Raw genomic sequence first — 26,908 nt, 5'->3', positions numbered from 1 at the left:
TCGATTGATTGCGGCGGTTCGCCGCATCCCATGACCACAAGGAGTGTCAGCCATGACCGACGCCAGACCCGCTTCCTTTCCCGAATCCTATATGTCGGGCTTCGCCAACGAGTTCGCCACCGAAGCCCTGGCGGGCGCCCTGCCGGTAGGACAGAACTCGCCGCAGCGCGCGCCTTATGGCCTGTATGCCGAGCAGATCTCCGGCACCGCCTTTACCGCGCCGCGCAGCCACAACCGCCGCTCCTGGCTCTACCGCATCCGCCCGGCCGCGGTGCACAAGCCTTTCAAACAGTTGCCTTCGCAAGGACTGGTATCGGACTTCTCCAGCGTTCCGCCGACGCCGCCCAACCAGTTGCGCTGGGACCCGCTGCCCATGCCCGATGCCGCCACCGACTTCGTCGAGGGCTGGGTGACGATGGCCGGCAATGGCGCGCCGGACGCCGGCACAGGCTGCGCGATCCATCTGTATGCCGCCAACCGCGACATGGACGGCCGCTATTTCTACAACGCCGACGGCGAGCTGCTGATCGTGCCGCAGCAGGGACGCCTGTCGCTTGCCACCGAGATGGGCCGGATCGATGTCGAGCCGCAGGAAATCGTGGTGATACCGCGCGGCGTGCGCTTCCAGGCGAGCCTGCCGGACGGCCAGGCGCGCGGCTATATCTGCGAGAACTTCGGCGCGCTGTTCCGGCTGCCCGACCTCGGCGTGATCGGGTCCAACGGCCTGGCCAATCCGCGCGACTTCCTGACGCCATCGGCCTGGTATGAAGACAAGGAAGGCGACTTCGAACTGCTGGCCAAATTCGGCGGCCGCCTGTGGAGCGCGCCGATCGGCCATTCGCCGCTGGACGTGGTGGCCTGGCACGGCAACTTCGCGCCCTACAAATATGACCTGCGCCGCTTCAACACCATCGGCTCGATCAGCTACGACCATCCGGACCCGTCCATCTTCCTGGTGCTGCAGTCGCCGAGCGCCGTGCCGGGCGTGGACAGCATCGACTTCGTGATCTTCCCGCCGCGCTGGCTGGCCGCGGAAAACACCTTCCGGCCGCCCTGGTTCCACCGCAACGTGGCCAGCGAATTCATGGGCCTGATCCATGGCGAATATGATGCCAAGGCCGAAGGCTTCGTGCCCGGCGGCGCCAGCCTGCACAACTGCATGACCGGCCATGGCCCGGATGCCGGCACCTTCGAGAAGGCCAGCCGCTCCGACACGTCCACGCCGGGCAAGGTGGGCGACACCATGGCCTTCATGTTCGAAACGCCGGTGGCGATCAAGCCCACGCAGTTTGCACTGGAGACGTCACAATTGCAGAGCGAGTATTTCCAGTGCTGGCAGAACCTGAAGAAGCACTTTTCTCCGACAACCAAATGAATGGCGCTTAACGCCGTCCCTGTGCCGTGAAGCCGGGGAAACAACCACGGGCCCGATACGCTTATGAACAACCTGAATGAAACCCACGATCCGGCGCTGCGCAGCTGGGTTGCTTCCGCCAACCTGCCGGCGTCTGACTTTCCGGTCCAGAACCTGCCTTTCGCGGTATTTCGTCGCAAGGGCAGCGCCGAAGCCTTCCGCGGCGGCGTGGCGATCGGCGACCAGATCCTCGACCTGTCGGCCGCTGCCGGCACCGGCGTCTTCAGCGGCGACGCTGCGATCGCGCTGCAGGCGGGCGCGCAGGACAAGCTCAATGCCCTGATGGCGCTCGGCGCGGGCAAGTGGCGCGCATTGCGCCTGGCGCTGTCGCGCGCCCTGCGCGAGGGCGCTGCTGAGCAGGCCAGCCTGCAAGCCTGCCTGGTGCCGCAGGCGGAAGCGGAATACGATGTGCCGGCACGCATCGGCGACTACACCGACTTCTATACCTCGGTGCATCACGCCACCAACATCGGCAAGCAGTTCCGCCCTGACAATCCGCTGCTGCCCAACTACAAGTGGGTGCCGATCGGCTACCACGGCCGCGCCTCCAGCATCGGCGTCTCCGGGCGGGACTTCCATCGTCCGGTGGGCCAGACCATGCCGCCCGGCGCGGCCGAGCCCACGTTCGGCCCCTGCAAGCGGCTCGATATCGAGCTGGAGCTGGGCATCTTCGTCGGCACCGGCAACAGCCAGGGCGACCGCATCGTGATGGAGGAAGCGGAAGACCATGTATTCGGCATCTGCCTGCTCAACGACTGGTCCGCGCGCGACATTCAGGCCTGGGAATACCAGCCGCTCGGCCCCTTCCTGTCGAAGAATTTCGCGACCACCATCTCGCCGTGGATCGTGACGCTGGAGGCGCTGGCGCCTTACCGCGTGCCATTCGACCGCCCCGCCGGAGAGCCGCAGCCCCTGCCTTATCTCGACTCCGAAGACAACCGCCGTGGCGGCGCCTTCGACATCCAGCTTCAGGTCGGCATCCAGACACCGGCGATGCGCAAGGCCGGGCAGGGCGATGCAAGCATCTGCCGCACAAGCTACCGCCACGCCTACTGGACCGTGGCGCAAATGGTGACGCATCACACCGTCAACGGCTGCAACCTGCAGCCGGGCGACCTGTTCGGCAGCGGCACCCTGTCGGGACCGACGCTGGACCAGGCCGGCGCGCTGGTGGAACTGACCGTCGGCGGCAAGCAGCCGCTGCAGTTGCCCGACGGCGAGGCGCGCACCTACCTGGAGGACGGAGATGCGGTGGTGCTGCGCGGCTGGTGTGAAAAGACCGGCGCGGCGCGCATCGGCTTCGGCGAGTGCTGGGGCACGGTGCTGCCGGCCAGGGCGTAGGCAGGGAAGGAGTAGGGTGGAATAACCCTGAAGAGGGCATTCCACCATGGGTGGCGGGACGATAGGCATGGCCGAAGCCCTGAGCTGCTCGGCGGTCTGGTGCAATGCCCTGCGGGGGTTGCACCCTGCAAATTACAAGCTGAACCGTCAACGCCAGCCCGCCATGTCGCCATGCGGCAAGTTTGTTTAGCCGCCGGCCCCGCTCTCGCTTGGCGTCTTTACCGGGTCGCCCAGCATGTCCTGCACATACAGCATCGACACCAGCACCGCCGCCACCGCGGCAATCGGCGTTGCCAGGGCCACGCCGGCGAAGCCCCACATCGCGCCCAGCAGCGCCTGCATCATGATGGTCAGCGCCGGCGGCAGCGAAACCGTGCGGCGTTCCACCAGCGGCAGCAGCAGGTAGCCTTCGGCGGACTGGATGAAGACGAACAGCAGCACCACATACAGCGCGGTGGCAGGGCTTTCGGAGAAGGCCACCAGCACCGCCGGCACGCCGGCCATGATCGGGCCGACATATGGCACGAAGTCCAGCAGACCTGCCAGGATGCCCAGCACCAGGGCCAGCGGCACGTCCAGCAGCAACAGGCCGGCGGTGCTGGCCACCGCCACCACCAGCATGGACAGCAGCTTGCCTGCCAGCCATTGCGACAGTGTCGCGGCGATTTCCGACATCACTTCCCTGATGCGTTTGCGCTTGCCGAAGGGCGCAAGCGTGATGATGCCCTCGATATAGATGCGCGGCTGCGCGGCAAAGTAAATGCCGACGAATACGATGATGGCGATATTGCCGATCACGCCCAGCAGGCCGGAAAAGAACAGGCCGGTGCGCGGCAGCACCGAGCCCATCTGGCCCATCAGGTCTTCATTGGACGGCAGGCTGGCGCCCAGGCTGCGCAACAGCGGAATGTCCTCCAGCATGGCGCGCACCTTGTCGAGCGCCTTGGGCAGCGCATCGGCCAGGGTGCCGCTCTGCTCGCCGATCTGCGGCGCCATCAGCCAGCCGCCGACGCCGATCACGGCGCAGCTTGCCAGCACGACGATGGCCAGGGCAGTTCCGCGTGAAACCGGCAGCCAGTGCCGCACCTTCCTGCTTGCCATGTACAACAGAATCGCCAGCAGTATGCAGGCAAACAGCAGCAATAGCACCTCGCCACCCAGCCATACCACTGCGGCGAGCGCCACGAATAATGCGCCAACCGCGTAGAAGCCGACTACCTGGCGCAGGAAGCCCCGGCCGGAAGCGGATGGGCGTTGGCGTTGTGTGCGGGAAGGAATGTGGATGTCGGAATTGGAATCAGCCATGGTGCCTCGGTCGGCGGGGCCGCCACCCGGTTGTTCGGCGGGAACGGCGGCGTGTCCGCAAGGTTCTGGCTGCTCATTGTGCCCGGCGCCGGAATGGACAGCGTACGACCCAGTCAAGCATGCGTGCAGTACTGCCGGGTTTCCTGGCCGGCCAGGCATGGCGCGCCGCGCCAGGCTCCGGACGGTCAGGTTCAGGCATCCAGCCTCGCTCGTCCGCGGCTAATGCCCGGCAACGGCGCCTGCGCCGAACACGCCGGTTCAAGGCCATCCGCACCGGCCAGCGCGGCCAGGCGGTCGCGGTCCTGCCGGGTCTGCCAGCCCTCGGTCACGTCATTCCATGCCAGGAACACCGTCAGTGCGCAGGCCCGGTAATAGCCGCCGGCCTCGGGAAACGGCGCGTCGTCGCGCCGCTCCGCGGTCCCGGCCTGCAGGATCAGTTCAGTGATGCGTTTTTCCGCGATTTCGGTCAGATCACGGTAGAAACAAAGCGGTTGTGCCATGGCATTTCTCCTTTGACAAAAGAGCATGCCATGGTACGCATTAGTTTCTGTAGAGAAACTAATGATTTGTTGATCCACGCCAATATCAGCGCAGGTGATGCACCTCCGCCTGGCCGTAGACCGGGGTCGGTATGCCTTCCATGCGCGCCTTCAACTGCAGCGACAGGTAGCGGGAATAATGCCGCGACTGATGCAGGTTGCCGCCATGGAACCACATGTTTTCCTGCGCGGTCGGCTTCCACATGTTGCGCAGTTCGCCTTCCCACGGACCGGGGTCCTTGGTGGTGGCCGAGCCCAGGCCCCAGCACTTGCCGACCTTGTCCGCCACTTCCGGCGACACCAGCCGCGCCACCCAGCCATTCATCGAACCGTAGCCGGTGGCGTACACCAGCAGGTCGGCCGGCAGCTCGGTGCCGTCGCTCAGTTCCACCGAATTGGCCTTGATGCGCCGGATGTCGACCCGGCTCTTGAGCTTGATGCTGCCGTTGGCCACCAGTTCGGAGGCGCCGACATCGATGTAGTAGCCCGAGCCGCGCCGCAGGTATTTCATGAACAGGCCGGAGCCGTCGTCGCCGAAGTCGAGCATGAAGCCGGCCTTTTCCAGGCGCTCGTAGAGGTCGGCGTCGCGCTTCTTCATTTCCTCGTACACCGGGATATGGAAGGTGTGCATGATCCTGTACGGCACCGAGGCGAAGGTCAGGTCGGCCTTGTCGGTGGTGATGCCCTTGGCCACCGCCTGCTCCGAGTACAGCCCGCCCAGCGCCAGTTCCATCAGCGATTCGGACGGCGCGATATGGGTCGAGCTGCGCTGGACCATGGTGACATCCGCGCCGTTCTCCCACAGGTCGGCGCAGATGTCATGGGCCGAGTTGTTCGCGCCCAGCACCACCGCCTTCTTGCCGGCAAAGGCGGCGCCGCCGGGATGCTTGCTGGAGTGATGCTGCACGCCCTGGAAGTCTTCCGCGCCCTCGATTTTCGGCACATTCGGAAAGCCCGACACGCCCAGCGCAAACACCAGCTGCTTCGGGCGCAGCGTCACCTCCTCGCCATTGCGCCTGACCAGCACTTCCCATTCCTTCTTCTCTTCGTCGAAACGTGCGCTGACGGCCTCGGTGCTGCTCCAGTAGTTCAGTTCCATCACCTTGGTATACATCTCCAGCCAGTCGCCGACCTTGTCCTTGGGCGCGAACACGGGCCAGTCGTCCGGGAAGGGCAGGTAGGGCAGGTGGTCGTACCAGACCGGGTCATGCAGGCAGAGCGACTTGTAGCGGTTGCGCCAGGAGTCGCCGGCGCGCGGGTTGCGCTCGACGATGATGGTCGGCACGCCCAGGCGCTTCAGGCGCGCGCCGAGCGCAATGCCGCCCTGGCCGCCGCCGATGATCAGGCAATACGGCTGGGTGCCGTAGCCCAGCTCGCGTTCTTCCTGCTGGCGCTTTTCCAGCCAGGAAAGCCGGCCCTTCTGCACGCCATGCTCGGCGCCCTTGGCGCGCCGCTCGCCGGTCTTTTCCTCGTGGCCCTTCAGTTCCGTCATCGTGGTCAGGAGCGTCCAGGCACGGCCGTCCTTCAGGCGCAGGTGGCCGCGGCCGCGCGCCACGCCGGTCTCGAAGGTCAGCCAGGCGTCGACCACGCCATCGGCTTCGGTGGGTTCGCCTTCAAGGCGCCAGTTCGACGGCGCGGTGTCGGCCAGCCGCGCCGCCAGCATGTCGCGCACCTGCTGCCGGCCTTCCATGGTCTTGATGTTCCAGGTGAAGCTGACCAGGTCGCGCCAGTAGCAGTCTTCCTGGAACAGCGCGGCCGCCGCATCGGGGTCGTTGCTCTTCAGGGCCGCGCCGAATTGTTCCAGCCAGTCTGCCGCCGCTTGGGTAGGGTTGTTCGTCATTGTCTGTCTCCGTGATGTCGATAGCCCGGCTCGTGCCGGTCATCCTCTTTCGCAAGCGGCGTGCCAGCCTTGTCGCCGCCTGGCGCCGCCGGTGAAGGGGAATGCAAGCGGTTGAATCGAAAGGATTTGTCAGCGAGGCAAGGCGTGGCGCAGCACCAGCAGGCGGAGTGCTGGCCCGGCTTGTGCTGCCCTTGCGCTGTCACCCGGCCTGTGACAGGTGTCACAGCTGTGACAGCCGCAGGCTCTCCGTGGCAGGCTCAGCCAGCGCTATGGTTGGGACTGACGATGCCCAGCCGTTTCATGCGCCGGTACAGCGTCATGCGCGCCACGCCCAGCCGCGACGCGGCCAGCGTCACGTTCCAGCGGCATTCGCGCAGCAGCCCTTCGAGCTGCATCGCCGGCGTGTCGGCCCCGTCGGCGCCGCCGGGCGCTGCGAGCGCGCCATGCGTCGCCAGGCCGTCCGGCAGGTCGGCCGGCTCGATGCGATTGCCGCTGCAGACCGCGGCCGCATACTCCAGCACATTGCGCAGCTCGCGCAGGTTGCCCGGCCAGTGATGGCTGCGCAGCAGCTGCGCGGTGTCGGCAGCGAGCTCGGGCGCATCCTGCATGCCGTTGCGCCTGGCATGGGCGCGCAGCATGCGGCCCATCATCCAGCCCAGGTCCTGCCGCAGCCGCAGCGGCGGAAGCACGAGGCGCGCGCCGTTGAGGCGGTAGTACAGGTCGTCGCGGAAGCGGCCTTCCCGCACCAGCGCTTCCAGCGCGCAATGGGTGGCGGCGATCACCCGGATGTCGACCTGCACCGGCCGCGACGCGCCGATCGGCAGCACCTCCTTTTCCGCCAGCACCCGCAGCAGCCTGGCCTGAAGGTGGCGCGGCATGTCGCCGATCTCGTCCAGGAACAGGGTGCCGCCGTGCGCCTCGGCGATCAGGCCGCGCTTGCCTTTCTGCGCCGCCCCGGAAAAGCTGCCGGGCAGATAGCCGAACAGCTCGCTCTCGATCAGCGTCTCGGGTATGGCCGCGCAGTTGACGGCGATGAAGGGGCCGCGCCGGCGCTCGCTGCTTTCATGCAGGGCCTTGGCGAAATATTCCTTGCCGGTGCCGGTTTCGCCCGTCAGCAGGAGGCTCACCGGCGTGTTGACCAGCCTGGCGGCACGCTCGATCTGCCGGTCCAGCAGCGCATCGCCGCCGGAGAGCGCGGCCAGCGGCGCCGGGATCTGCCGCGCCTGCAGGGCTTGCACGGCCTGCGCCTGGCGTGCCGGCGGCGGCGACGCCAGCAGGAACAGGATGCGCCTGCTGCCATTGACCACCACCGCTCGCCGGTCGGCCGGCTCGGTCTTCAGGTAGCGGCCGAGGTGGTTGGTATCGAGCTGCAGCAGCTGCCCGATATGCCGGCCCAGGAGCGGCGGCGCGCCCGGCGCTTCCAGCAGCAGCTGGGCGCGGCGGTTGTAGCCGGCGACATGGCCGGCCGCATCGAGCGCCAGCAGGTATTCCGGGCTCACTTCCAGGAACTGCGGCGCCGACGAGAGCCGCAGCACCCATTCCTGCGCGAAGCGGCGCAGGAAGCCCGCATCCTCCACCCGCTGCGCGGCCATCTTCACCAGTTGCAGCGCCAGGTGCTGGCTGGCCTTGGGCTGGGGCGAGGTGAGGGCGGAGATATCCAGCACCGCATTCAGGCGGCCGTCGCTGCCATAGACCGGCGCTGTGCTGCAGGTGAGCGGAATGTGGGTGGCGTCGAAGTGGTCGCCCTGGTGCACCGTCAGCGCTTCGCCGGTGCTGATGCAGGTGCCCACGCCGCAGGTGCCGGCATGGCGCTCGCTCCAGTCGGCGCCGAGATAGAGGCCGGCCTTGCGCAGGCTGCGGTCCAGCTGCAGGTCGCCCATGAAGTCGACCGTGACGCCGCGCGCGTCGGTGAGCAGCACCACATAGCCCAGGCCGGCCACCTGCTGGTACAGCGATTCCAGGCCATGGCGGGCGATGCGCAGGAAATCTTCCATCTGGTCCTGGTGCTCGCGCAGCACCGGCGCCGGGAGTATCACGGCCTCGCGCATGCAGGTCGGGTCGAGCCGGTGGTCGTTGACGCAGCGCAGCCATGAGCTGCGTATCACGTCGTCATGCGGCACCGCGTCAGGCGCGGCTGCAGCGGCCGCGCCGCCGGGGTCGGCCACGCGCAGGACGGTGTCGATGTGTTCGCGTTGCTGATGCCGCATGCTGGTCTCCTTGCGCCGGATCGGCGTCCGGCTGCGTTGTCAGGCTAGGCAAAGTCGCAGGTCCCTAGTGTAAGGGAGTTTCTGCATGCTTTTCCGAAAACACCCGCAGCGCTTGCCTGGCGACGCCGGCTGCGACAGACTTGGCCTGTCGCTTGGCCCACCGCCGCCAATCCCACAGGAGCCCGCCATGGATGTGAACGCGCTTTTATCCCAGCTGGGCGTGCAGCCCGCCACCCTGGACCCGGCCGGCCTGCAGTCGGTCTCGCCGATCGACGGCATGCCGCTGGCCGCGGTGGCGGCCAGTTCGGCGGCGCAGGCCGATGCCGCCATCGGCCGCGCCCACCAGGCCTTCCTCGCCTGGCGCGAGACGCCGGCGCCGCGGCGCGGCGAGCTGGTGCGGCTGTTCGGCGAAGTGCTGCGCGAGAACAAGGCGGCGCTGGGCCGGCTGATCACGCTGGAAACCGGCAAGATCCTGCAGGAAGGCCTGGGCGAGGTGCAGGAAATGATCGACATCTGCGACTTCGCGCTGGGCCTGTCGCGCCAGTTGTACGGGCTGACGATGGCATCGGAGCGGCCGGGCCACCGGCTGATGGAGACCTGGCATCCGCTGGGCGTCGCCGGCGTGCTGTCGGCCTTCAACTTCCCGGCGGCGGTATGGGCCTGGAATGCCGCGCTGGCCTGGGTCTGCGGCGACAGCGTGGTGTGGAAGCCCTCCGAAAGAACGCCGCTCACGGCGCAGGCCTGCGCCGCCCTGTTCGGCCAGGCCTGCGCGCGCTTCGGCGCCGCGCCCGCCGGCCTGCTCGAAGTGCTGCAGGGCGGGCATGCGCTGGCGGCGCGGCTGGTGGAGGATGGCCGCGTGCCGCTGCTATCGGCCACCGGCTCGACCCGCATGGGCCGGGAAGTGGCGCCGCGGGTGGCGGCGCGCTTCGGTCGCGTCATCCTTGAACTTGGCGGCAACAATGCAGCCGTGGTGGCGCCCAGCGCCGACCTGGCGCTGGCCCTGCGCGCCATCGTCTTCGCCGCCGCGGGCACTGCCGGCCAGCGCTGCACCAGCCTGCGCCGGCTGTTTGTCCATGCCGACGTGCATGAGCGCCTGATGCCGCCGCTGAAGGAGGCAATGCAGGCGCTCTACATCGGCAATCCGCTGCTGCCGGAAACGCTGGTCGGCCCGCTGATCGACGGCGCAGCGTTCGACGCGATGCAGCGCGCCCTGGCGACCGCGGCGCGGGAAGGCGGCACGGTGCATGGCGGCGAGCGGGTCATGGTGCCGGGCTGCGAGGGTGGCCATTATGTGCGGCCGGCGCTGGTGGAGATGCCGTCCCAGACTGGCATCGTCCGAGAGGAAACCTTTGCGCCCATCTTGTATGTGATGCGCTACCGCAGCCTGGACGACGCCATTGCCTTGAACAATGCGGTGCCGCAAGGCCTGTCGTCCTCGATCTTCACGATGGACATGCGGGAAGCCGAGCGCTTCATGGCCGCTGCCGGCAGCGACTGCGGCATCGTCAATGTGAATGTCGGGCCGTCGGGCGCCGAGATCGGCGGCGCCTTCGGCGGCAACAAGGAAACGGGCGGGGGCCGCGAATCGGGCTCGGACGCATGGAAAGGCTACATGCGGCGCGCCACCAACACCGTCAATTACTCGGACCAGCTGCCGCTTGCCCAGGGCATCGCCTTCGACCTGTAGGACATGGCACGAGAGGGCTGCTCTGCAGGTCGAAGGCACGCATCCGGCATGGCCATGCAAGCCACCGACGGAAACTTTCCCTCATCCGGGTGACGAAGCCTGTTCATGCCCGAACGACGCCTCTGGCGCGACCGCGTCAACAAGCCGCGCCGGCCAATCTGGTAAACCAATGTCTTGATCACCCAGGAACACGCCGAAATGGACACCGCAAGCGCCATGACCGCCACGCATCCGATGGATGACCGCAGCCGCATCTTCGCCATCGTCGCCGCCTCCTCGGGCAACCTGGTCGAATGGTTCGACTTCTATATCTACTCCTTCACGTCGCTGTATTTCGCGCATGCGTTTTTTCCGTCCGGTAATCCGACCACCCAGCTGCTCAACACGGCCGGCGTGTTCGCCGCCGGTTTCCTGATGCGGCCCATCGGCGGCTGGATGTTCGGCCGCATCGCCGACAAGCGCGGCCGCAAGACGGCCATGCTGATCTCGGTGTTCATGATGTGCGGCGGCTCCTTGCTCATTGCCTGCCTGCCGACCTATGCCACGATAGGCACGCTCGCGCCGGGCCTGCTGCTGCTGGCGCGGTTGCTGCAGGGCTTGTCGGTCGGCGGCGAATACGGCACCAGCGCGACCTACATGAGCGAAGTGGCGCTGAAGGGCCGGCGCGGCTTCTTCGCTTCCTTCCAGTACGTGACCCTGATCGGCGGCCAGCTGCTGGCGGTGCTGGTGCTGGTCGTGCTGCAGCAGCTGCTCACCACCGAACAGCTGCGCGACTGGGGCTGGCGCATCCCCTTCGTGCTGGGCGCTCTGGCCGCGCTGGTGGCGCTCTACCTGCGCCGCACCCTGTCCGAGACATCCACCGCCGAAAGCCGCGGCGCCAGGGAAGCCGGCAGCTTCGCCGGCCTGATGCAGCACAAGGGCGCCTTCTTCACCGTGATCGCCTTCACCGCCGGCGGCTCGCTGATCTTCTACACCTTCACCACCTACATGCAGAAGTACCTGGTCAATACCGCGGGCATGCATGCCGAGACCGCCAGCCTGGTAATGACCTGCGCGCTGTTTGTCTACATGCTGATGCAGCCGCTCTTCGGCGCGCTGTCGGACCGCATCGGGCGCCGCACCTCGATGCTCTGGTTCGGCGGCCTTGCCACGCTATGCACCGTGCCCATCCTGTATGCGCTGGCCGGCGTGCGCAGCCCCTATGCCGCATTCGCGCTGGTGGTTGGCGCGCTGGCCATCGTCAGCTTCTATACCTCCATCAGCGGCCTGATCAAGTCGGAGATGTTCCCGCCGGAGATCAGGGCGCTCGGCGTCGGCTTTTCCTATGCGCTGGGCAATGCCATCTTCGGCGGTTCGGCCGAGTATGTCGCGCTGTGGCTCAAGTCGGCCGGCCATGAAGCCAGCTTCTACTGGTACGTGACGGCGATGTGCGCGATCGCCTTCGTGGTCTGCCTGAGGATGCGCGACCCCGCTCGCGTCGGTTATCTGAAGGATGCTGCCTGAGCGGAGCATTCCGCGGGCAGGGCAGGATCATCCGGGGGATAGTATAAATTCCGACTCGGGAGCGTGCTGCTGCCGCTGGGTTCACCTCCACTTCAGCGGGTTGGCAAGGTTCGCCGAAATAAAGATGCCCCCGAAGGGGCATCGAACGATTCTGGAGTCTGCTTTACCAGCCAGGCAGGGTCAGAACTCTTCCCAGTCGCCGTTGGCGCGGGGCGCTGCCAGCGCTCGCGCCGCCGGTACTGCGGTGCTGCGGGTATGGCTCTGTCCACCCGGCTTGTGCATCGGTGCGGCCATGCGGCTTTGAGCCTTGGCTACAGCCAGTGCCGATGCGCCTTGCGTATCCATATTGCTGACCTTGAACACGGAGACGACCTGCGCCAGGCTGGCGGCTTGCTCCTGCATCGACTCCGATGCCGCAGCGGCTTCTTCCACCAGCGCTGCATTCTGCTGCGTGACCTGATCCATTTGCGTTACTGCTGCATTGATTAGCTCAATGCCGGCGGTCTGCTCAGCACTGGCAGCACTGATCTCGGCCATAATGTCAGTGACGCGTTTGACGCTTACCACGATATCCTGCATGGTCGCGCCCGCGTCGTTGACTAGCCGGCTGCCAGTATCAACCTTTTCTACCGAGTCGCCAATGAGACTCTTAATCTCTTTGGCAGCAGCGGCCGAACGTTGTGCCAGGGTGCGTACTTCACTGGCCACGACTGCAAAACCCCTTCCCTGCTCGCCGGCACGGGCTGCCTCGACCGCTGCGTTCAGTGCCAGGATGTTGGTTTGGAAGGCAATGCCATCAATCACGCTGATGATGTCGACCACCTTTCTCGACGATTCGTTGATCGAGTCCATCGTCGTCACTACCTGAGAGACGACTTCGCCGCCCTTGATCGCTACTTGCGAGGCTGCCACAGCCAATTCATTGGCTTGCCTGGCATTGTTTGCGTTCTGCTTAACGGTAGCTGTCAGTTCTCCCACTGAAGAGGTGGTTTGCTCCAGGGCGCCGGCCTGTTGCTGGGTGCGAGCGGATAGATCCTGGTTGCCGATGGCTATTTCCGCAGACGCTGTAGCAATCGTTTCAGTGCCGCCGCGCACCTGCGCGACGATCTGCACAAGGCTGTCACGCATCTCCTTCATCGCGTACAAGACGCTGGAGCGGTCATCTTTTCGGGTATGAATCGGCACCGCCAGATCCCCGGCCGCAATGCTTTTGGCCAATGCGCTTGCCTGGCTGGGCTCGCCGCCCAAGGACTTCAGTATCCCTCGTACGATAAATCCAGCAATGCCCACGCCAATTGCCACCGCCGCTACAGTGATGATCAGCATCAGGGTCTGAAATCCACTTGCCAAGCCACGGGCTTCGCTGGAGACGGTCTGATTCATTTTTTCCTGCAGGTCGATGAATTTGTTGATGCGCGCCAGCCATTCGACGAACGCTGGTCGTGCTTCCTTGAGCATGACCTCTTTGGCCTGCTCGAGTTGTCCTGCTTTCCGCAGTTCGATCACCCTGTTGATCATCGGTAGCGTACGCGCCTCGATGTCTTTAATGCTCGCCAGAATTTGACGTTCGTCCTGGCTAATATCGGTACGCGTCTTGAACATGTCGTCCATGCGCACCGCTGACTTGGCATAGTCGTCGGCAAGTTTAACGATGTCATTAAGCGCTGCTTGCAGTTCAGTGGGACTGTCAACCAGGGTAACGTCGCGCAAACTGATAGCCCGGTCATGCACGCTGCCGCGAAAGTTGATGGCATAACGCTGCTTGACGCTGTTGACGTCGCCGATGGTGGTCAAACCGTCGGAAATCGAATTGACCCGAAAAATCCCGACTGTGGTTAATGCAATCATGATGGCAAGAACGACAGCAAATCCCAGGCTGACGCGTGCCTTGACGGTGAGGCCGTTGGTGCGAGTAGAGTTCATGGACTTCCTTTCTTTATCCGTAACAGGCGAATTCAAGCCGCAACCGGCTCGCAAAAATCAAGGCCAATGCTTGCCAGCATGGCGCCGATGTCGATGAGAATGAGGGTGCGCTCCGGGAGCGTGCCGATCCCGGTGACATAAGGTACGGCATGCGTCCTGCCTAACTCTGGCGGCGGCAGCGTCTGTTCCGCCAGCAGAATGACGACGTCCGAGACGCTGTCGACAACCATGCCGACAGTTCGCTTGCCAAGGTCAAGGACAATGACAGCAGTCCGCGCGTCGCAAGTTGCCTCGACATTCAACGCGATGCGTAGATCAACGATGGGCACGATGGCGCCGCGCAGGTTCAACACCCCCATGATGAACTCGGGCGCATTGGCGATGCGGGTCACGGTTTCATAGCCCCGGATTTCCTGCACCGTCAGAATATCGATTCCATACTCCTCCGTTCCTGCGCGGAAGGAGAGGTATTCACCTGCTTGGGCTAAGTTCAACTTCTCATGTGGCTGGTCCAAACCGTGACTCCTATGTTGTATTTTGTAATTCTTGTAGCCATGGGAGCGTCTGATCCCTTTATGCGCCAAATCGAATTAGGAAAATTGATGAAAGTGACGAATACTCCAACAAATATTTCCGTTAGTCAACTTTATTTATCAATTTCGTCATTTCTCTCGATGCGCTTTAAAGTCGGTTATGATCTCGCCTCGCTTTCAAGAACGCTCTCCGAGTCATGAGTCAACCAAAGGCAATAGAAGATCTCGCTGATCCCATTCTGACTAGCCGCGCTGTGGCAGCGCTACTTGGTGTATCCGTTAGCACAGCACAACAATGGATCGAGAGCGGCGCGATCGCGTCATGGAAGACGCCCGGAGGACACCGGCGTGTAAGACGCAGCGCCGTGATGGCAGTCATGGGACGTTCAGCTCAACCGCAGAACATCGAGACAGGCGCTGCGAGCCATCCTGATGACAACCGAGGGGAATTTGATCTGCCTGCCGGTCCGACTTATCCGATTGCCCCCGACGAAGGCAAACGGCTGAACGCGCTGCTTGCAAGTGGCTTGATCGACACTGCGCCAGAGCAGGTTTTCGACCGGATTACTTGGCTTGCCACCCGTATTGCCGACACGCCCATGGCGCTGGTTTCGCTACTCACCGCGCGTCGGCAGTGGTTCAAATCCAGGATTGGTATCGACGTTGTCGAAACGCCACGAGAGTGGGCGTTCTGTGGGCATGCAGTTTTGCGCGATACGCCTCTCATCGTTTCAGATGCCAGAGACGACGACCGATTTTCCAGCAATCCGCTTGTCCTCAATGATCCGTTTATCCGCTTCTATGCGGGCTTTCCCGTGTCCGACCGAGAAGGCTATCGTCTAGGTACGCTCTGCGTGCTGGATCGACGGCCAAGAGTTCTTGATCAGGAACAGCGTCGCGGTTTGTCCGAACTGGCGGCAATAGCAAGCGAGGAAATAGCGCGGCGTTCTTAAGCAGGTTCTGAGAGAACCAGCTTTCGCGCGCAATCGTCGTCAAGTGGACGTCAAGCCGCGCTGCCAACTGGCGATGCGGAGGTGGACGGTCACACGGTTTCAGCGCTCCGTCTCCCGCCGCCGCCTGCAACGCATCTGCAATCTGCAAAAACGTGGCCCGCCGTGCACCGCCAATCGCGGCAAGCAGATTGGCAAATTTTCATCTTGTATGGTCTTCAACTGGGACATTTTGTCTCGATGCTTGGAAATGCTTTTAAGTAGAATGCTTCGGAACGTGCGGCAGCATCCTACTTGCATCGTGGTCGCTGATGTTTTCTCCTCCCATCTGCATTCGGTAAACCACTCCGCTGAATGCCATTGTTATTTCATCGGCGGATGTAATGAAGGATTCAAACATCTCGGGCAATCGGCTTCGATGGCTTGAACAAAACATGAAGTTGCTGAAGCAGCGTTTTAAGGTAGTGCTCCTCACGATGGATAGCGTCAAGCAATAGACTGGAAATACTCAAAAAATGGAATGGATTCCTATAGTCCTGGTTACGTTCAAGGTTCTCGTGCTAGGCACGGGCATGTTCTTCGCCGTCAAGTGGCATTACGATCAGGGGAAGAAGGGCAAGGAGAAGGAGAAGCGCGGAGTGCTGCGCGCGGGCGGCAAGGTGGCTGCAGTCTTTGTGCTATCGCTCCTGGGCCTGGGGGTCGTCACCTTCGTCCTTATGAGGACGCTCGGTTTGGACTGGATGCTCGGTTTGGATTATTAACCGGCAAGCCACCAGGCATTACATCGATGCGCTTCATAGCCCTTGCGATGGGCATTTGCAAATTGCCGCTGGATTCGAGTCGGGGTCATATCCGATGATGGTTCGATCCGCCGCGTGCTGAAGGACTTCCCTGATGCCGATGACTCATTACGAAACATTGAGCCTTGCTCCGACGAGGCCAGCTACGGCCAATTGGCGTATTTCCGGGCACTGGAGTACCCATTCAGGTAATCCATATGCCGGCACGGCGAAGAACCTTTAATATTGGCGGGCCGTCCCAAAATGCGGCAACATCCGGTTGAACGAAATTAAAGGTTTGCAATGATTGCCATTTCTCGGGCAGTGGTTTTCCTTGTCCTTGCCGCCGGGCTGGCGCAGCCGGTCCTGGCCCAAGGCAGCGCGGCCGGGCTTCAGGCCGCCATCGATCCGCGCTGGACGTCGAGCTTCGACGCCTTCGCCAATGCCGACAAGCAAAAGATGCCGGCGCCAGGCGGCGTGCTGTTCGTGGGCAGTTCGTCGATCCGCCTCTGGGACAACCTGGAACAACAATTCAACACCGCGCCCATCGTGGTCAAGCGCGGCTTTGGCGGTTCCCGCATGGAGGACTGCGCTGCCTACCTGAGCCGCCTGGTGATTCCCTACAAGCCGCGCACGGTGGTGGTGTATGCCGGCGAGAACGACCTGGCCGAAGGCCGCCGGCCGGAGCAGGTGCTGAAGAGCTTTAGCCGCTTCGTCGAAGGCGTGCGCGCCGCATTGCCCGCCACCCGCATCGCCTATGTGTCGATCAAGCCCAGCATTGCCCGCGTTGGCCTTTTGGCCGACATCCGTGCCACCAATGCCCTGATCAGCGAGTATGTGTCGCACCTGGACAATGCCCGCTATATCGATGTCTTCACGCCCATGCTCGACAGCAGCGGCGCGCCGCGCCCGGAATTGTTCCGCGAAGACAGGCTGCACATGAACCAGGCTGGCTATGCGCTATGGCATGACCTGATCTCGCCGTCGCTCAGGTAGGCAGGTCGGATTCGGCCGCATGGGCGGCCCTGGACCGGCGGCGCCCGGCGCGTTGCAGTTCCTGCGCCTTGCGCGCGGCCAGCATGCGCTGCTGCTCCTCGCGGTCGATGTACAGGGTGATGAGGGCGGTTGCATAGAGCGCGGCCAGGCCAGCCGCCATCATCAGCACATCCAGCAGCAGTGGACGGCCGGGCCGGTATTCCCCGGCAATCGACAGGGCGGCAAGAACCACAACCAGGTGCATGCAGAACACCGGCAATGATGCCGACCCCAGCTTTTCCAGAAAGCCGATGCGCGGCAGCCGCTCGCTCAGGCGCGGGCCGACATGCATGATCACCACCAGCAGCGCGAAGAGGTTCAGCATGCGCAGCGGCCCCAGTTTCCATTTGTCAAACAGCTGGTTGACCACGGATTCGGCATGCCCCGGCACCGGAATCTGCCCGGCCGTATGTCGCCACACCAGCCCAGCCAGCACCACCAGGAAAGCGGCCACTACCAGGGCTTGCGGAAAGGGCTTGCGATGGTCCAGCCTGCCCTGCGCGGTGGCGGCGCCCATCCACAGGCCGAACAGCCAGAGGAATTGCCAGGACAGGGTTTCAAACGAGCCGGTTTCACTGAACGGCACCCGCAGCCCGGTATGCCGCGCCAGCACCTCGTACAAGCCCTGCGACAGCGGAAACTGGCCGCATGCCCACAAGGCCACGCTGATCACGAATATCCAGGTCCAGCCGCGCTGCATCGCAAAGGCGAGCACGAAGGGGCTGGCGAACAGCAGCAGGATGTAGAGCGGCAGGATATCGAGCAGCGGCGGGTTGTAGATCAGCAGCAGCGCCCCCGGCAGCGCGGCCCAGGGGTCGGAAAGATAGAAGCCGATCAGGTTGGTCAGCGCCGGCTGGTCGAGCTTCAGGCCGAGCATGGCAATGGCCGAGAACAGGAACAGCAGCAGGGTGGCATGGCAGGCATAGACCGTGGTGACGCGCCGGAAGAAGGCCTTCTTCATTGCCGGTATGCCTGCCTTTTGCGCCCGCCCGGTGTAGATCAGGCCCGCCATGAAGGCCGACAGCATCACGAACCCCTCGGCGGCCGACACATAGCCGAAAGGCTGGCCAAGCTTGTCGGAAAACCGGGTCGGCAGATGCGTGGTAAACATCATCACCAGCATGAAGCCCCGTAGCAGATCCAGTTCCCACCGTCGATTCATGGTTTTCTACCTGTCGATTAACGGGACAGTCTGCCGGAAAAGGGCAGGGCGGGTTTTGATCGAAAACACCGACGCAAAGTGCATGGATGGCGCGCCTATTGATGCATGAAAAATTGCATGAAGTTAATAATGACACTGAATAAATAAAAGAATGAATTAGGGAAACATCTAATAAAAATTCAAATATGTTTCCTGCAGTAATTATGACTGCGTTCGATAATCTGGTAAGAACTTGCTCATGCCCACAGTTCACAATCATGGCTGATACGGCGCCGACACTATGAATGCTTGTCTGGATCGCTTTCAAAAGAAGGGAAAACGCCAATAATTCTCATTAATTCCTATTTACGTGCGCAAACGCACATACATTTCGTGCATTCCATGCATATTGTAAAATTGTTGTGTCGGATAAATTTACAATATTGAAACTAGTTACATTCAGTAACTTGTTAAGTCGTTGATTTTAAAAAACGTTGATCAGGTGGCACGGTTCCTGCTGAATAAGCCATGAGAGCAATCTCGCCATAATTAATCAAACTGGAATCGGAAAAATGAAAAACGCAATTCGCAAGACCCTGATCGCATGCGCAGTCACCGCCTCGTTCGCCGCCAGCTCGGGCGCCATGGCACAAAGCTTCCCTGATTTCACCGTGAACGAAGGCGCCATCGCCGGCGCGCTCGGCCAGACCTTCACCGCCGACAAGATTACCGGCAACTACGTGGAAGTCATCACCTTCGCCGGCTCCGAAACCAGCGGCACCTTCAATGTGTCCCTGAAGTGGAATGCAGGCCAGTTCGTCGCAGGTAACGGCTCCACTCCGGTGGCAAGCCAGCTCGGCGGTTCGGCCAGCCAGTATGGCCTGTACGCGCTGTACCAGGGCACCGGCACCTTCAACACCACCGGATCCGGCACCGTGTTCAGCTTCACGCCAGGCGGCACCCTGAACCTGTTCGCCGACGCACAATCCAACACCGTGTTCGGCCAGCCGGCCAATGGCGCGCTGGGTTTCTCCACCACCAACACCGCGGATGACGTGCTGATCGCCACCGGCACCCCGACTTCCGGCGAAGGCCGCCTCGACCCGAGCCTGAGCACCTGCGGCGCCACCAACGGCATCAACTGCGGCAGCTTCGGCGCCTCGTCGACCTTCAACCTGACCGCTGCCGGCAGCGAATACTTTGTTGCGCCCAACCCGTTCTATAACATTTCGTTCCAGTCGGGCCAGCTCAACAACTTCAACCCGACCGGCACCCAGGTCATCAACGGTTCGCTCGACGTGATCTTCGGCGGCTCTTCGGAAGTGCCGGAGCCGGCAACCGTGGCCATGGTCGGTCTGGGCCTGCTGGGCCTGGGCCTGGCCCGTCGTCGCAAGCAAGCCTGATGATGCCCGCCGCCGCCTGCACGGCGGTGGCGGGGACAGGCTGCAATCCGAAACCACGGCGCTTCCCGGCCGTGGTTTTTTCTTGCCTGCGCGCGCATGGCCAGGCCCCCGTGCGGACGACATTGTGAGAGGGCGGCGACCTGCCCGGATGCAACGCAAGGGCGGGCAATGCGCCAATACATCAACGCGCCGGTCAGGGCCGCACACATGTACTGTTTCTTGCGGGCGCGTACTTTATACTGCGTGACGTCCAACGAGGTGTTCATATAAGAGACAGGCCCGCGCGGAGAGCCCCGGCGCGAATCAGGCCAGCGTTACCAGGGCAACCCACACCAACCACAACAGCCCGAGATGCAGCCTTCCCACCGCCTGCGACGTTATTTTCCCTTCCTGTCCTGGCCGCGTCCGACGCGGCAATCCCTGAAACGCGATGTGTGGGCCGGCATTACCGTCGGCCTGGTGCTGGTGCCGCAGGCGCTGGCCTATGCGACGCTGGCCGGCATGCCGCCGCACACGGGCCTGTATGCCGCACTGCTGCCCAGCATCATCGGCATGCTGTGGGGCTCGTCGCCGCTGCTGGCAGTCGGACCGGTGGCGCTCACTTCCATCCTCGTGTTCGGCTCGCTTTCATCGCTGGCCGCGCCGGAAACAGGCACCTGGACCGCACTGGCGATCTGGCTGGCGCTCTACTCGGGCCTGTTCCAGATGCTGCTGGGCGTGTTCCGCATGGGCAGCATCGCCAACCTGGTGTCACAGCCGGTGGTCACCGGCTTCATCAACGCCGCCGCGGTGATCATCATGCTTTCCCAGCTGCCGCAATTGCTGGGCATTGCCTTTCATCCGCGGCAGTGGTCCGCGCCCGCCGAGTTCATTACCTTCTCGCGCGGCACGCCCATCACCGCCGCCTTCGGTTGCAGCGCCATCCTGTTGCTGGTGCTGTTGCGGCGTTACGCGCCACGGCTGCCGGGCGTGCTGCTGGTGACCGTGCTGGGCATACTCGCCAGCCGGCTGCTGGACTACGCCGGCCACGGCGGCGCCATCGTCGGCAAGCTGCCGGCCAGCCTGCCAACGCTGGCGCTGCCGCCCGCGATCTCCTTCGACAGCCACCGCGAGCTGTGGCTGGGCGCGCTGATCCTGGCCATCGTCAGCTTCACCGAGGCGATGTCGAGCTGCCGCGTGATCGCCCGCAAGCAGCGCGAGCGCTGGGATGAAAACCAGGAACTGATCGGCCAGGGCCTGGCCAAGATGACCAGCGGCTTCTGCGGCGCCTTTCCCGTCAGCGGCTCGATCTCGCGCTCGGCGCTGAACCTGTATGCCGGCGCCACCAGCGCCTGGTCGTCGCTGGTGGCCGCGCTGTGCGTGCTGTTCTCGCTGCTGTTTTTGACCGGCTTCATCCACGACCTGCCCTACTCGGTGCTGGCGGCGATGATCATGGTGCCGGTGTTCAACCTGCTCGACTTCGGCGCCTTCCGCCGCCTGTTCCATATTTCGCGCGACGACGCGGCGGTCGCCGCCGTGACCTTCATCGTCACCCTGTCGTTCTCGCCGCGGCTGCACTTCGGCGTCTTCGCCGGCCTGGGCCTGACCATGGTGACCTTCCTGTACCGCCGCGCCCACCCCCGCATCATCGAAGTCGCGCTGCACCCCGACGGCACGCTGCGCGACCGCGCCCGCTTCGACCTGCCGCCGCTGGCGCCCGACCTGCTGGCGGTGCGCATGGACTCCGCCCTGAACTTCCTCACCGCCGCCGCGCTGGAGCGCTTCATCGTCGAGCGCCAGAGCGCCGACCCGCGCGTGCGCCGGGTGCTGCTGTCGGCCTCGGGCATCAATGATATCGACGCCAGTGGCGTGGACCTGCTGGAGGCGCTGGCGCTGAACCTGCAGGCGCAGAACGTGGAGCTGAACCTGGCGGCGGTGAAGAAGCAGGTGTGGGAGGTGATGGAGCGTGCGGGGTTGATTGCGATGATCGGGGAGGGGCGATTGTTCAGCACTGACAGGGAGGCGGTGGGGGTGCTGGCGGGGGAGAGGGTAGGATGATGTGCGGGGCGTGCTTTGCACGGCTTGGTTATCGTGGCCTATGACGCATGCTTTGACGGCGCTGGCAGACTGTTGCGTTGCATTTGCTGTGCCGTGCTTCCAGGCGACTGTCGGCCGCGATTGGCAGCCGGCGGAAAGAGCGCAATGCTCAGGACTTTGGATTGGCAAGAGCCAGTAAATCGATATAGCGCTGATATATCGCTATTTTTGCGTCATTGCCGGTAGTGGTTGCTTCGACGAGCGCTTTGCGAAAATAGGCCAGTGCTTGGGCATACACGCCCTGTTTCTGCAGAACCATTCTCAGGGGGAGACGGGACTTGGTGGTAACGGGATGATCGGCGCCGAGGACCCTTTCCCTGATCGTGATCACCTTGAGAAGGTATTCCAGTGCCAGGACATCCTTGCCTTGACCATGCAGCAACGCCCCGATGTTGTCATACGATGCGATGGTAAGGGGATGGTCGATGCCCAGGACCTTCTCCTTGATCACAAGCGCCTTGAGGAGGTACTCCAGTGCCTGGTCATGCTTGCCCTGGCGGTGTAACAGCACGCCGATGTTGTGGTACCCCAGGGCAGTATTAGGATGTTCGGTGCCGGCGACTTTTTTGTTGATGGCGAGCGCCTTGAGAAAGTACTGGAGCGCCTGGGCATGCTTGCCTTGATCTTGTAGCAGCCCCCCAATGTTGTTATACGATGTTGCCGTAGATGGATGGTCAGTGCCGTGGACTTTTTCCCGGATAGCAAGCGCCTTGCAATAGTGCTCCAGCGCCTGGGCATGCTTGCCTTGCGCATCTAGCAGACTTCCGATGTTGTTATGCGACTCGGCGGTCTCGGTCTCATCGATGCCGAGGATCTTTTCCCGGATGTCGAGTGCCTTGCGATAGTGCTTTAGCGCCTCGGGATGCTGACCTTGAGCCTGTAGCACCAAAGCGATGTTCTCATGTGCTTTGGCGGTATAGGCATGGTCAGTGCCGAAGCCCTTTTCCAACAAAGGAAGTGCCTTGAGAAAGTACACCAATGCTTCGGCATGCCTGGCCTGACCGTATAGCAGGGCGCCGATCTGCATATATAACGGGGCGGTAGCGAAAGGGTCAGTGCCGGAGCTCTTTTCCCGGATGGCGAGCGCCTTGAGAAGGTACTCCATCGCCTCGGCGTATTTGCCTTGCGTGTGTAGCGCTGTACCGATGTCATGATATGACGTGGCGGTATCGGTATCTTGGGCACCGGCTACAGGTTTCCCAATGTGGAGCGTTCCGATGGTCGAGAACGGCTTGTCGATGCCGCGACCGTTGCCGGCATCGTCGTTGTCTTCGCCGTCGCTTTCCCTGCCCGTGCCGGGCGGGGGCGCGTCCTTCCTGGATTTCTCCGGTGTTGCGGATGCCGGTGTGCCATTGTCTGTGGGAATCAGCACGGGATGGCTGGTCGACGGCGGTGGGTTTTGCTGGCCTACATGGTCGGCCGGCTGGTGCAGCGCGGACGGATTGCGGCCCGGCACGGTGGCAAGCACCGGGGCGTGCTGGGGGTGGTGGCGGTGGACGTGGTGTCGGTTGTACCTGTGGTGGGAATGAAAACGCCTTTGCCGGCAATTGCGGAAGCGGGGATGGGAGTCGCCATTTTAAGAAGCCTCTTACAAGGGATGCGTTGTGAAGGAAAAGGAGAATGCCGTGGAAATGCCTGGGTGCCGGAGCATGTCGTTCGTGGAGCGGCTAGAGCGAATTTGGCCAGACTAGCCTCATGCCGCAGACCCAGGTGCGGCGCACCTCGCGTCCTGCGCCCTTGGCATGCCCCTGGTGCCGTAGGGTGGAATACCCCGAAGGGGCATTCCACCTTGCGTGGACCAGCGAAGGTCCTTGAGATGATCTTTACGGTATGCGACCGCGGTGCAATGCCCTTCGGGTATTGCACCCTACTCACCCCTGGGCGAATCTTCCAAAGGCAATCTTGCTTGGCCGGCTGATGCCAGTCAGGTTGGAAATGCGCTAGAGGGCAAGGCCGTGGGTGGCTTGTAGCGAGAGATGGTTCAGTGCGGCGCAGAGGAACTGAAAATAGGTTGCGCGGTGAAAGATTAATTAACGTAACGGAAGCGCGTGGAAAGCTGGCGTGATGCGATGGCTTGCCCGCCTCAGATAGGCAGATTGCGTGCCAGCAGCGCCATCATGCGCATCGCATCATGCGGCGCATGGCCATGGATGTCGTTATTGAAGAACACATAGGCCCTGTCCGTTGGCGCAACGCGGTGCGCGCGCAATTGGTCCAGGTCGGCCAGCAGCGCATTGTCGTCGTAGCTGCTGGCATACAGCGCTCCCGGCCCATGGCGGCGCAGGTACAGGAAGTCGCAGGTTGGCACCAGCGGCGTGCTGAACTCGGGCCAGTCGGAGGCCACCAGCGCGGCGCCGTAGCGTTCGAGCAGGGACAGGGTGGCGGCGACGAACCAGGAGGCATGCCGGATTTCCAGCGCTGCCCGCAGTCCGTGTTCGGCAAGCAGCGCCAGCACCGGCTCCAGCCGGGCCAGGTCGATCTGCATCTGGCCGGGCAGCTGCAGCAGCACCGGGCCGCGCTTGTCGGTCGGAATGCGCAGCGCGCCGCTGATGAAATAAGCCAGCAGGTCGGCACCCTGCCGGACCCCGCCCTCGCTGTGCAGCTTGAGGCGCCGCCGGTGCGTGACCGACTGCGGCGCCTTGAGCACCATGCTGCTGCCATCGGGCATCGCAGCGGCCCAGGCCGCCACCGTGTCGGGCGGCGGTATGCGGTAGAAGCTGGAATTGATTTCGATGGCCGTCATGCGCTCCAGCGCATAGGCCAGCCGGTCCTTCACGCCGCGTGGATAGAAGACGCCGTTGTTCCAGTGCTTGTACTGATAGCCGCTGGTGCCGATGTAGATGCGCATGCCGGGCAGGGATCGCTCAGGGCCTGCGGAAGATCACCACATGCTGCCAGGGCAGGGTGGTGACGGTCTGCTGCCAGACCAGCCCGCTGGCTTCCACCTCGCGCCGCATGCCGGCCTCGCTCATCTTGTGCAGCGGCTTGATCGGCACCCGCTCGTCCTCGGCGCGGTACTCCACCAGGACCAGCCTGCCGCCCGGCCTCAGCGCCCGCGCCACGCTTTCCAGGATTTCCCGTGGATGGCTCAGCTCGTGATAGACATCCACCATCAGCGCCAGGTCGATGGCGCCCGGCGGCAGGCCGGTGTCGGTTGCCGTGCCCAGCACCGGCTGCACATTGCGCACGCCGCGCCGGCGCATGCTGTCTTCCAGCAGGGCCAGCATCTGCGGCTGCACATCCACCGCATACACCCGGCCGTCGCCGCCGATGCGCTCGGCGATGCGGCCGGCATGGTAGCCGGTGCCGGCGCCGACATCGGCCACGGCCATGCCCGGTGCAAGACCGAGCGCAGCCAGCAGCAGCTCGGGCCGCTCCTCGCGTTCGCGGCTGCCGCGCTCCAGCCAGTCGGCGCCGGGATAGCCCATCACCTGGGCAATCTCGCGGCCCATATAGGTCTTGCCGATGCCGTCGCGGCTGGGCTGGACGCTGCCGTAGGCCGCCTCGCGGGCGGCGCCTGGCTGCAGCGCGCACAGCAGGCACAGCGCCAGGCAGGCGATCGATCTGCGCATTGCAAGCTCTCCCGGTTCCAGTCTTGAAAGGCAAGCTTAGCCCAAGCGCGCCTGCCGCCGGGCGAGCCTGCGCAATGCCTGCGCGGCCTGGCCATGGAACACTGGGCGGCGACCGCGTCGCCGACGGATGCAACGCGGTCAGGCGCCACTGCAGTTGCTGCACAGGTTTGACGGAGCAATGCGCGGTGGTGGGTAACCAAGCAAGCTGGTCCTGCCACACGGCGGGGCCGGCTGCATGATGCAGGTCTTGCCGCGTTCAGATAGAACCGCGGCGACTGCCTTGCGGGCTTAAGATAAGGCGCGCATCACAACGCAAAAAGGGAGACAGCATGGCATCGAAAATCGGATTCGCAACGCTTGTTCTGGCTGCGCTCGCCGGCTGCGGCGGCGGCAGCGCCTCTGTATCGGTCGACGGGCCGGAGCCATCCAGGCGCACGTTCATCTTCTGGAGCGGCAGCAGCAGCGGCGAACGCGTGGTCGACGTAAACAATGACGCATTCGCTTTCTTCAGCGATACGGGTTGCCTCTATAACTTCCAGACCGGGCGCGAGAACCAGGGATTTTGCCTGAACGCCGGCGGCGACAGGGTGCGTTATGGCGTGCTGGCGATGCGCATCGTCAATGTCACATCAGCTGCCGGCACCTGCATCGCCGCGCTGGTGGAGGAAAGCACTGCCCAGTTCGTCGACATCGCGACCGATGCCTTCGACCGGGAAGTGGTGGCCGTCACCGCGCTGCGGCCAAGTCCCTGCTTCTGAGGCGCCGGGAGGCCGAGGCTGAGCCGGGCAATCCCGGCTTTGCGCCTCGGCGCAGCCAGCGCAGGTCGCCGCGCTCTGGTCGCTCAGGGCGTAATGTCCGAGTCTCCACAGTGCGGATGCTGGAAGCCGGTTGGCGTGCCCGAGGCATAGATGATGTTGTCAGTCTTCCCCGGCCCAACGCCGTTGGGCACTTTTTCGAAGCCTGCGGCGGCCCGCATGCGGTAGGCAATCGCATGGTCGGCGCAGGCAGTGTCGCCGGACAGGCCCAGGCCGCCGATCACCTTGCCACCCACATATAGCGGCACGCCGCCGCCGAAGGTAATGATGCCGCCCGGTACCCGTCCTATGCCGCTGCCTTGCGCCAGGTAGTCAGGATTGAAGGGATTGGAATTGTTGAGCCCATACAGCGAGCCGCCGGGCTGGGTGGGTGCATACAGGTTGGCCGTGGAGAGGGCCAGTGCATCGTTGCTGAAGGCGTTCGCGGTGTTGGCCTTGGCGATCGCAATGGCGCGGCTGCCCGGCCAGGCGTCTCCCAGCCGGATCACGGAGCACAGCACGCCCTGCCTGTCGACCACGGCCGACCACATGCGGCTGGGGCTGGGCGAGAACAGGCCGCCGTTGTCCTGCGCGGCCACGCTGGCGAGCTGATGCTGCAGCCGCGCCACGGTCGCATCCGGGATGCCACAGGGCTTGTTGCCCTGTCCGTTGCCGTCATCGGCCAGGGCAAGGGTGCTGAAGCCTGCCAGTGCAATGGCAAGCAAAGTGCTCGGTGTTCTTGACTTCATGTTGTTCTCCTGATCCAGGTTTTGACACGATGGGTGCAGAGTCGAGACTCTGCGGACGCAACCCGGCACGCCGCCGCGCCGACGGCCTGTCTGGTCGAATGGAAGCGTTGATGCCGG

General features: G+C 63.7%; 21 protein-coding genes and 1 pseudogene. 10 read left to right on the top strand and 12 right to left on the bottom strand.

Translation table 11 applies throughout. From position 1 onward, the window contains the following. The first annotated feature begins 52 nt into the window (after window positions 1-52). Window positions 53-1,375: a homogentisate 1,2-dioxygenase gene (gene hmgA / locus IGW04_RS08395; protein WP_194712610.1), complete on the top strand. Its 1,323-nt coding sequence runs from the start codon at window positions 53-55 to the stop codon at window positions 1,373-1,375. 63 nt (window positions 1,376-1,438) lie between these two features. Next, a complete protein-coding gene (gene fahA, locus IGW04_RS08390) occupies window positions 1,439-2,755 on the top strand; it encodes a fumarylacetoacetase (RefSeq protein WP_194712609.1) in 1,317 nt (438 codons plus the stop codon). A 186-nt stretch (window positions 2,756-2,941) separates the two neighbouring features. Here the strand turns inward: fahA and IGW04_RS08385 are convergent, their stop codons facing one another. From IGW04_RS08385 to IGW04_RS08370, 4 genes are all read right to left on the bottom strand, one after another. Then, window positions 2,942-4,060 carry an AI-2E family transporter gene (locus IGW04_RS08385; RefSeq protein WP_194712608.1) on the bottom strand — a complete coding sequence of 373 codons (1,119 nt, stop codon included), beginning with the start codon at window positions 4,058-4,060 and terminating at the stop codon, window positions 2,942-2,944. A 191-nt stretch (window positions 4,061-4,251) separates the two neighbouring features. Beyond that, entirely contained in the window at window positions 4,252-4,560 is a 309-nt protein-coding gene (locus IGW04_RS08380) for a hypothetical protein (RefSeq protein ID WP_194712607.1), read from the bottom strand. An 85-nt stretch (window positions 4,561-4,645) separates the two neighbouring features. Then, window positions 4,646-6,439, bottom strand: coding sequence for an NAD(P)/FAD-dependent oxidoreductase (locus IGW04_RS08375; protein ID WP_194712606.1), 1,794 nt, complete (start codon window positions 6,437-6,439; stop codon window positions 4,646-4,648). A 257-nt stretch (window positions 6,440-6,696) separates the two neighbouring features. Further along, window positions 6,697-8,646, bottom strand: coding sequence for a sigma-54-dependent Fis family transcriptional regulator (locus IGW04_RS08370; RefSeq protein WP_194712605.1), 1,950 nt, complete (start codon window positions 8,644-8,646; stop codon window positions 6,697-6,699). A 187-nt stretch (window positions 8,647-8,833) separates the two neighbouring features. On the opposite strand from IGW04_RS08370, the gene amaB reads away from it, so the two are divergent. Both amaB and IGW04_RS08360 read left to right on the top strand, forming a co-directional pair. Next, a complete protein-coding gene (gene amaB, locus IGW04_RS08365; RefSeq protein ID WP_194712604.1) occupies window positions 8,834-10,333 on the top strand; it encodes an L-piperidine-6-carboxylate dehydrogenase in 1,500 nt (499 codons plus the stop codon). Between the two features lie 198 nt (window positions 10,334-10,531). Next, window positions 10,532-11,836 carry an MFS family transporter gene (locus IGW04_RS08360; protein ID WP_228526942.1) on the top strand — a complete coding sequence of 435 codons (1,305 nt, stop codon included), beginning with the start codon at window positions 10,532-10,534 and terminating at the stop codon, window positions 11,834-11,836. A gap of 180 nt (window positions 11,837-12,016) precedes the next feature. On the opposite strand, the gene IGW04_RS08355 is transcribed toward IGW04_RS08360, so the two are convergent. Beyond that, window positions 12,017-13,759, bottom strand: coding sequence for a methyl-accepting chemotaxis protein (locus IGW04_RS08355; RefSeq protein WP_194712603.1), 1,743 nt, complete (start codon window positions 13,757-13,759; stop codon window positions 12,017-12,019). Window positions 13,760-13,791: 32 nt separating this feature from the next. Continuing rightward, window positions 13,792-14,274 carry a chemotaxis protein CheW gene (locus IGW04_RS08350; RefSeq protein ID WP_194712602.1) on the bottom strand — a complete coding sequence of 161 codons (483 nt, stop codon included), beginning with the start codon at window positions 14,272-14,274 and terminating at the stop codon, window positions 13,792-13,794. Window positions 14,275-14,489: 215 nt separating this feature from the next. Here IGW04_RS08350 and IGW04_RS08345 point away from each other — a divergent pair, with 215 nt between their 5' ends. Further along, the gene (locus IGW04_RS08345) at window positions 14,490-15,245 is read left to right on the top strand and encodes a GAF domain-containing protein (RefSeq protein ID WP_194712601.1); all 756 of its coding nucleotides are present in this window, start codon (window positions 14,490-14,492) and stop codon (window positions 15,243-15,245) included. Window positions 15,246-15,270: 25 nt separating this feature from the next. Here IGW04_RS08345 and IGW04_RS25645 read toward each other — a convergent pair. Beyond that, window positions 15,271-15,473: pseudogene (locus IGW04_RS25645) on the bottom strand (PLP-dependent aminotransferase family protein); the annotation flags it as partial. A gap of 284 nt (window positions 15,474-15,757) precedes the next feature. Between IGW04_RS25645 and IGW04_RS08340 the strand changes: the two are divergent. Together IGW04_RS08340 and IGW04_RS08335 are read left to right on the top strand one after the other, a co-directional pair. Further along, complete coding sequence (locus IGW04_RS08340) at window positions 15,758-16,003, top strand: hypothetical protein (RefSeq protein ID WP_194712600.1); 246 nt, start codon at window positions 15,758-15,760, stop codon at window positions 16,001-16,003. Window positions 16,004-16,324: 321 nt separating this feature from the next. Then, window positions 16,325-17,017: an SGNH/GDSL hydrolase family protein gene (locus tag IGW04_RS08335; protein ID WP_194712599.1), complete on the top strand. Its 693-nt coding sequence runs from the start codon at window positions 16,325-16,327 to the stop codon at window positions 17,015-17,017. Here IGW04_RS08335 and opgC read toward each other — a convergent pair. After that, window positions 17,010-18,218: an OpgC domain-containing protein gene (gene opgC / locus IGW04_RS08330; RefSeq protein ID WP_194712598.1), complete on the bottom strand. Its 1,209-nt coding sequence runs from the start codon at window positions 18,216-18,218 to the stop codon at window positions 17,010-17,012. The two genes, IGW04_RS08335 and opgC, sit on opposite strands and share 8 nt — an antisense overlap. Window positions 18,219-18,769: 551 nt before the next feature. Between opgC and pepA the strand changes: the two genes are divergently transcribed. Together pepA and IGW04_RS08320 are read left to right on the top strand one after the other, a co-directional pair. Beyond that, entirely contained in the window at window positions 18,770-19,600 is an 831-nt protein-coding gene (pepA, locus tag IGW04_RS08325) for a flocculation-associated PEP-CTERM protein PepA (RefSeq protein ID WP_194712597.1), read from the top strand. A 351-nt stretch (window positions 19,601-19,951) separates the two neighbouring features. After that, window positions 19,952-21,637 (top strand): SulP family inorganic anion transporter, encoded by a 1,686-nt coding sequence (locus IGW04_RS08320; RefSeq protein ID WP_194712596.1) that lies wholly within the window; start codon window positions 19,952-19,954, stop codon window positions 21,635-21,637. 148 nt (window positions 21,638-21,785) lie between these two features. Here IGW04_RS08320 and IGW04_RS08315 read toward each other — a convergent pair whose 3' ends face one another. From IGW04_RS08315 to IGW04_RS08305, 3 genes are all read right to left on the bottom strand, one after another. Beyond that, window positions 21,786-23,144 carry a tetratricopeptide repeat protein gene (locus IGW04_RS08315; RefSeq protein WP_194712595.1) on the bottom strand — a complete coding sequence of 453 codons (1,359 nt, stop codon included), beginning with the start codon at window positions 23,142-23,144 and terminating at the stop codon, window positions 21,786-21,788. A gap of 615 nt (window positions 23,145-23,759) precedes the next feature. Continuing rightward, window positions 23,760-24,524 carry a DUF72 domain-containing protein gene (locus IGW04_RS08310; RefSeq protein ID WP_194712594.1) on the bottom strand — a complete coding sequence of 255 codons (765 nt, stop codon included), beginning with the start codon at window positions 24,522-24,524 and terminating at the stop codon, window positions 23,760-23,762. A gap of 16 nt (window positions 24,525-24,540) precedes the next feature. Next, a complete protein-coding gene (locus IGW04_RS08305; protein ID WP_194712593.1) occupies window positions 24,541-25,248 on the bottom strand; it encodes a class I SAM-dependent methyltransferase in 708 nt (235 codons plus the stop codon). 329 nt (window positions 25,249-25,577) lie between these two features. Here IGW04_RS08305 and IGW04_RS08300 point away from each other — a divergent pair, with 329 nt between their 5' ends. After that, entirely contained in the window at window positions 25,578-26,006 is a 429-nt protein-coding gene (locus IGW04_RS08300; RefSeq protein WP_194712592.1) for a hypothetical protein, read from the top strand. Window positions 26,007-26,089: 83 nt separating this feature from the next. Here IGW04_RS08300 and IGW04_RS08295 read toward each other — a convergent pair whose 3' ends face one another. Then, window positions 26,090-26,791: a GlcG/HbpS family heme-binding protein gene (locus tag IGW04_RS08295; RefSeq protein WP_194712591.1), complete on the bottom strand. Its 702-nt coding sequence runs from the start codon at window positions 26,789-26,791 to the stop codon at window positions 26,090-26,092. Between the last annotated feature and the right edge of the window lie 117 nt (window positions 26,792-26,908).

It is taken from the genome of Noviherbaspirillum soli (assembly GCF_015352955.1).
GTDB classification, from domain to species: Bacteria; Pseudomonadota; Gammaproteobacteria; order Burkholderiales; family Burkholderiaceae_D; genus Noviherbaspirillum_A; species Noviherbaspirillum_A soli.
The sequence above is the reverse complement of the archived record's forward strand: the minus strand, read 5'-3'. Positions and strand labels throughout refer to the sequence as shown.